The following is a 6,110-nucleotide window of genomic DNA, read 5'->3' as shown; positions in this document are numbered from 1 at the left end:
ACAAATTTAACACTTTTCTCAAAATTCATGCACCGTGTTTTCGGCTTGACCCATTAAAAGTACAATTAAAGACAATGAAAAAGTATTTATACCTTTTTTTCGTGGCACTCTTTGCTACAATGTCGTTCTCGCTTACCTCGTGCGGGGATGATGACGATGAACCCAACGGAGGCAACGACTCCAAAAGTTCCTTTACAATCAACGGCACAGCCTTTGGCACTAACGATGATTGGGCATGGGTTCAAAACATAGAAGCACAAGATGTTGCAACATTCCAAGCGCAACTATCAACCTCAAAAGGAGAATATCCGTGGGTTGAAATGACAATAGACACAAAGGCCGTAAGTGAATCTTCTAAAGGTCAATTGCTGACTATAACAAATGCTAAAGTTAAATACTTTACGGCTCAAACCTCAGCAACTATCTTTGATGAGGAAGAAGGTGGCTCTATACTCGTACAAGATGTAACCTCATCGGCCATAACGCTGAAATTCAACAACTATAAACTTTCAGACGGTTCAAACGCCCTTACCCTTAACGGTGTGCTGAAATTTGACTTTTAAGTTAAAGCGTAAAAGAAAAATAATGGGTGGCACTCAAACCGAATGCCATCCATTATTAATTAAATTAAATGCCAAATTCGGCTTTGATTCGCTGGACGGTTGAAACGGAAACATCGCATAACTTGGCGGTTTTTCTGATACTTGTTCCTCGTTTCAACTCTCTAATAACTTGCTTGTATTCTTCGGCTTTCTCTTCCTTTGATTTTGTAGAGCCTTCTTTTCTGCCGAGTTTACCGCCTTTGTCTATGTAAAGCTGACGGCCACTATTCAGACGGAATTTAATGTTTTCACGTTCCAACTGAGCGCAGGTTGAAAGGGTTGCAATCATAATGGGGGCAAACATAGACGGCTTGCCTTCCTCGTCCAAAAGCGTGAATTGCTCCTTTTGCATATAGAGATTTACACCCTCGTCAACTAACATCTTAACGGTTTCAAGAACTTCAAAAGCGTTTCTTCCGAGTCGAGAAAGTTCCGATACCAAAAGCATATCTACCTTATTAGTCTTGCAGTAGTCAAGAGCCTCAACAAAGATGGGTCGCTCGTTATTCTTCTTTGCTCCGCTTATCTTTTCTTCAAACGTCTTTACGACTTCCATGCCCTTATATTCGGCATACTTGGTAAGGTCGGCAATCTGGCGTGCCGTATTCTGTCGGTCGGTGGTGCTTGATACTCGTGCGTAGATTATTGCTTTCATCGTCTTTGTTTTTTTTACAATGCAAAGGTAGTAATTTATTTTGATGTATGCAAATAATTCTTTGATTATTTTGACTACATTTAATCGTGTTCTTTGAATGGGTTTGTAGATTTATTTGAATACACTTTCTAAAGAATACATTTTGGGGCAATAAAATCTTTAACGTTCCGATGTATAAGGGTTAAAGTACGTATGAAATTAAACAAATTAATAACTTCAACAATCTTATAATCAGGATGTATAGCGTTGAAATATGTGCTGAAATACTACTTAAACAACATCCCTATAGCAACCATAGTTTAACCTAATGGAATTGTGCGCCAATAATCGGTCAGAGCCTTACTGATTTTTCGCTTGGTTTCTTCCGAATGGTGTTTGCCGTGCATAGGGTTCTTATTGCCTAATTTTGCGAGCCTCATCTTAAACTTGGTGGCTTCGGACAATTTTCTTCTGATTCTTTTCGTCATAATTTTGAACTTTATTGAATTTGTTATATATTTATAAATATCTTACAAATTTGAAAAATGAGCAGAAAACAATATTTATATCAAGTATCAATAGATGCTCTTGAAATAACATATACGACAACTGACGAAATGAAGGAATATCTTTCGTCAGACGATACGACTTATTATTTTGGAGAAAACAAGGAGATTATGTTGAAACGCTCCGATTCTCGTTATTATAAGAATGAGTTTGTAATATGGTGTAAAGATTGGAGCGAAAGCAGAGGGGAGTTCAAGCGGATAGTCGGATATATGCGTTTCGGCTCGTTCAATAAAAATCGTCAGAATGTTTATATAACTTACGAAAATGAGGCTCTTTATTCGTGGTTAGTGTCGGCTCGGTACTATATTGAGATGGCTCTAAATTTGAAATTTTTGCAGATTTCAAAATTTGATATAGCCGTAGATTTCAACTTTAACGTTGAAAAACACCTTATACGGCAATATAAGGATGATACGTATGACCTTATAATAAATGGTCGGAAAGCAGATAATAAGGAGGTGTTTGGTGTCGGTTTCTTGTCATGGTGGAATCCTCGGCATAGACTATTTGCGAATCCTCAAATGGTTGTAAAGAACGATAAAAGCACCTTGTCAATGAAAACGTATAACAAGAAAAAAGAGATTGAGCAAGAAAGCAGTAAGTATTATATCCAGGAGAAAACTGGATTTCACTCGATAATGTATCGGGTTGAAATAACGTGTAAAAATCACAAATTATTAAAGAAAACCCTTGATGCTCTTGGTATAAGCGATGAGTTTCTTTATGTTCGTTTAGATGATGAGGACGTATTGTTAACGGTATTTTCTCACCTACTTGATAGGGTCATACACCTACGAAAAAACCGAAAACCGATAAACATACTTGATGAGGCTCTTAAAGGCTTGTAAACATATTATATAAGTTCTGAAACGGTGTATTTTGGGGCTATTGGTTAATAGACCGAGATTACAAAAAAATAAAAATTTTAATATACGGAACGGATAGGTCGTTAAAGTCCAATTTGAGATTAATCTATCTGAAACAGAGGATACCTTGAGGCAAGTTAATTAAATTAATGTTCTGATTTCCATTTCAGATAAGCCTCGTATCTTGCTAACCCTTCCGTATCTCCCTTTGCTTTTAACGCTTCTCGGATTTCGTCATGACGCTTTTTTTCTTCCTTTGCCGATATTTCCTTGAATATATCTTGACCGACAATTAATGACTTATTGTTAGCCTCAACAATATTGATGGGGTCAAACTCTTTAAGATAGGTTTGTATCTCGGACGGATTGCGCCCCATGTTCTGAGCGATGAGGCCGATGGGGACGTTAGCGTGGTATAACTGACTTGCATAACTATGACGTGCCGAATAAAATGTAATAGGCGGCATCCCTAACCGTTTGGCGATACGTTTCAGATTGACATTAACTAAATAATTCATGTAGGTCATACGGCAAAATTTCACTTCTGCCGAATCGTTCTGATGGTCAAAAATCGGAAAAAGATAACGCTCCATATCCTCATCTTCTAATTGGCTATAATCGTCAAAATAACTGCCAAACGGATTGAGGTAGGGCATCATATTAGCGGTTTCAACTACGATCCGTGTATGGTGGTGCGTCTTGGCTCGGTAGGTGCTGATGTCGTAATGCAAAACGGTGCGTTTATGTTCTTCAGCATAGTCAACGCCGTGTAAGGCTGAATCTCGCTGAAATTTTTCGTCATCAACAAATTCAACTAAGTGTAAATCTTTTAACTTCAGATTGGCAATATCTACCAATGCTAATCCTTGAAACAAATAAGATGTAAGATATAAAGCTAATGAAAATTGCTCGGCATTTATCGGCGTGAGCTTGTTCTGACCTTTCAATTTGAACTTTTGATTAACCCAATATTGCTTGAGGTCGTGTTCTCCGAGTACGTTGTTATCTTCAATTCCTAACATACCATAACGCTGATAATAATACCTCATCAACTTGGTAATCTCATCAATGGTTAAGGCTCTTTTCCGCGTCTGAGTGTTTAACTTCTTACTAAAAGTAAAGTTGGAAAATGGAGTCTCTTTAATGTAATCTTGCCGCTTGGCATAGTTGAAAATCGCCTTAAAGCAGTCAAAAAATTTTCTAATGGAATTATCCGAGTAATGGCATCGGAGGTGTTCTTCAAATTCTGATAGCCAACTTGGAGTTATCTCAAATAATTCTAAATCAACGTTATCAGTATATCTTTTGATACGGTTGAGCAATGTACGATATCCAACGGCGTTATTATGACTTTGTTTTTCTTCTTTGAAAAAAGTAATCCGTTCTTCAAAGAGTGAATATAATGTTATTTGAGTGGGAGCAGATTTTGAGAGGTGTTTAATAATGGTGGAGGCTGTGTAATCGTCTTTGCCTTCTAACGACAAAACATAATCGTTTGCCTTAGTCAGTTCACGTGTTATAATGGTGTTGAGGCTACTGGCGCAACTTCCTTTTACCTTGTTTTTATCCTTGTTCCATTCGGACGGTTTGCAGGATATACCGATACTTTTATATGTGCGTTTGCCGTTATAGCATACTCGCAACATAATAGGATGCTCGCCGTTGGCAAGCGTCTTGCTTGTATATAGTATAGGTGTGATGGTCGGTAAATTACGTTTCATACCTTGCAAATGGTTTACCTTGTGGTTTACATTATTTGAAATAAAACCGTTGATTCGGTTTACATTGCAAAGATACAAAATAATCCTAACACTATGAGTATTAGGATTAAATAATTTGCTAAAATTTTCTTATTCGTTGCCGAGACATATAAAAAGAATGCGGTGTTTCAACTTGTTCTCCACAGGATGACAGTTTTTTTAATAAGAAACGGAAGAGCAATACCGGAATGTCATTTCACATAAAACACGCGGCCCTCCTTGCGCGGCCGGGCCACCGGAAGGTCGCCTGCGGCATATCCTAAAGCCACATGTCCAACACCTTCCCATTCCTCTGTCATGTCGAGCCCCACTCCGGCCAGCCATTCCTGCCATTCAGGCAATTCAAAAGTCTGGCGTGCGCGATGTATCCAGCATGAAGCCAGCCCCAGACTATGGGCGGCAAGCATCATGTTACCGATGCAGAGCGTACCGTCATACAGATAAGTGGGCGTACGTTTCTTGACAAGGACGATGATGACAACCGGCGCACCGTAGAAGGGATCTTTCACATCCATGTCGAAGAAAGAGGCATTCACCTGTGAAAGGCGCCGGCGCACATCTTCGTCAGTCACGGCTATGACGGCCCATGGCTGCCGGTCGTGTCCGCTGGCGGCAAAAGTGCCGGCTTCAATAACCTGGCCTATCAACTCCTGCGGCACGGCATCCGCCTTAAACTTGCGCACGCTGCGCCGCGTTTTCATATTTTCTATTGCTTGGTTCATAATCTATTTCATTTAAACAGAATACTTCAGGCTGAATCAGGCGGAAACTGCAGAGCGCTCAGCCTCCCAGTTCTTCGCCGCGGATGCCCAAGGCACTCATTAGCGAATAGCCCAATATTTCGCCGTTAAACCCGCGTCCGGTCAGCGGCTCCATAGCAAAGAGCGTGATATCTTTCTCCTGTGCCTGGCCCGCAACGCGCTTCACGCGGTTGCCGCACGTTTCCATGTCGGCCACCACCATCACACGTTTCACCTCCTCAGCGCCAACGATATGCTCCAGCGATTCTATAAAAAAATCTTCGGCCGACACCACCTCCTCCACCGGAAATGAAAGAAGGGTAAATTCACCCAGATTATCACGAAAAGCCTTGCCGTCAAGTTCGTCCTTCAAACTGCCAGGATTGAAATGCCGCAATCCCGGTGTGCTACGGCTGTACAGAAAAACGGCCTGTATCTCATTTGCCCTAGGGGTGATGCCACCGTCAAGAGCTACACAGTCGAGCCAGTGACAGAGATCGGCAGCAGGAACCGGACGGTTGATCATACGCTCAAAGTTAACGGTGAGATCAAATGCCACACGGTCCAAATATCCCGCATCCACAAGGATGACATTTTCACTCCATTTAGCTTGCTCCATGTTATCAGTCTTTTCGTTATTTTGTGCAAACTTACACATTTATTTCCATTCCTATGGCCTTTCAAGCCGGAAACGAACGTAAAGCATCCCTCCCGACTTTAACATTTTTAACTTTCTGAAACATTTTAAACATGTATTTTTCCAACTCCAATACTTAGAGTTGGAAAAGTCCGTATCGGAATTTTAACACGAATACTTGGAATTTGAATTCCAATACGGGGAGTTTCAGGAAACAATACGGCCAAAAATGGCGGAAAAAGACCTTGAAAACATCGAAAAAGCGGGACTTTCCGGTGGAGAGTCCCGCTTGGCTGTTACA

At 40.6% G+C, this 6,110-nt stretch carries 7 protein-coding genes; 2 read left to right on the top strand and 5 right to left on the bottom strand.

What is annotated here, in order from left to right; all coding sequences use genetic code 11:
* Positions 1-74: 74 nt before the first annotated feature.
* Complete coding sequence (locus C5S62_RS04360; protein ID WP_104404220.1) at positions 75-563, top strand: hypothetical protein; 489 nt, start codon at positions 75-77, stop codon at positions 561-563.
* 64 nt (positions 564-627) lie between these two features.
* Here C5S62_RS04360 and C5S62_RS04355 read toward each other — a convergent pair whose 3' ends face one another.
* Positions 628-1,257 (bottom strand): recombinase family protein, encoded by a 630-nt coding sequence (locus C5S62_RS04355; protein ID WP_104404219.1) that lies wholly within the window; start codon positions 1,255-1,257, stop codon positions 628-630.
* Between the two features lie 299 nt (positions 1,258-1,556).
* On the bottom strand, positions 1,557-1,724 hold the full coding sequence (locus C5S62_RS04350) for an NUMOD3 domain-containing DNA-binding protein (protein WP_104404218.1): 168 nt from the start codon (positions 1,722-1,724) through the stop codon (positions 1,557-1,559).
* A gap of 57 nt (positions 1,725-1,781) precedes the next feature.
* Here C5S62_RS04350 and C5S62_RS04345 point away from each other — a divergent pair, with 57 nt between their 5' ends.
* Positions 1,782-2,654, top strand: coding sequence for a hypothetical protein (locus C5S62_RS04345; protein WP_104404217.1), 873 nt, complete (start codon positions 1,782-1,784; stop codon positions 2,652-2,654).
* A gap of 164 nt (positions 2,655-2,818) precedes the next feature.
* Here C5S62_RS04345 and C5S62_RS04340 read toward each other — a convergent pair whose 3' ends face one another.
* The 3 genes from C5S62_RS04340 to C5S62_RS04330 all read right to left on the bottom strand — a co-directional run bounded on the left by C5S62_RS04340 (position 2,819) and on the right by C5S62_RS04330 (position 5,791).
* A complete protein-coding gene (locus tag C5S62_RS04340; RefSeq protein WP_104404216.1) occupies positions 2,819-4,393 on the bottom strand; it encodes a site-specific integrase in 1,575 nt (524 codons plus the stop codon).
* A gap of 230 nt (positions 4,394-4,623) precedes the next feature.
* A complete protein-coding gene (locus tag C5S62_RS04335; RefSeq protein ID WP_223301134.1) occupies positions 4,624-5,133 on the bottom strand; it encodes a nitroreductase in 510 nt (169 codons plus the stop codon).
* A 79-nt stretch (positions 5,134-5,212) separates the two neighbouring features.
* The gene (locus C5S62_RS04330) at positions 5,213-5,791 is read right to left on the bottom strand and encodes a DUF6621 family protein (RefSeq protein WP_104404221.1); all 579 of its coding nucleotides are present in this window, start codon (positions 5,789-5,791) and stop codon (positions 5,213-5,215) included.
* Between the last annotated feature and the right edge of the window lie 319 nt (positions 5,792-6,110).

It is taken from the genome of Prevotella sp. MGM2 (assembly GCF_002933955.1).
Taxonomy (GTDB): Bacteria; Bacteroidota; Bacteroidia; order Bacteroidales; family Bacteroidaceae; genus Alloprevotella.
The sequence above is the reverse complement of the archived record's forward strand: the minus strand, read 5'-3'. Positions and strand labels throughout refer to the sequence as shown.

Bases quoted from the DNA above. Each gene is read 5' to 3' on its own strand.
- C5S62_RS04360 (WP_104404220.1), top strand. From the start codon at position 75: ATGAAAAAGTATTTATACCTTTTTTTCGTGGCACTCTTTGCTACAATG.
- C5S62_RS04355 (WP_104404219.1), bottom strand. From the start codon at position 1,257: ATGAAAGCAATAATCTACGCACGAGTATCAAGCACCACCGACCGACAG.
- C5S62_RS04350 (WP_104404218.1), bottom strand. From the start codon at position 1,724: ATGACGAAAAGAATCAGAAGAAAATTGTCCGAAGCCACCAAGTTTAAG.
- C5S62_RS04345 (WP_104404217.1), top strand. From the start codon at position 1,782: ATGAGCAGAAAACAATATTTATATCAAGTATCAATAGATGCTCTTGAA.
- C5S62_RS04340 (WP_104404216.1), bottom strand. From the start codon at position 4,393: ATGAAACGTAATTTACCGACCATCACACCTATACTATATACAAGCAAG.
- C5S62_RS04335 (WP_223301134.1), bottom strand. From the start codon at position 5,133: ATGAAAACGCGGCGCAGCGTGCGCAAGTTTAAGGCGGATGCCGTGCCG.
- C5S62_RS04330 (WP_104404221.1), bottom strand. From the start codon at position 5,791: ATGGAGCAAGCTAAATGGAGTGAAAATGTCATCCTTGTGGATGCGGGA.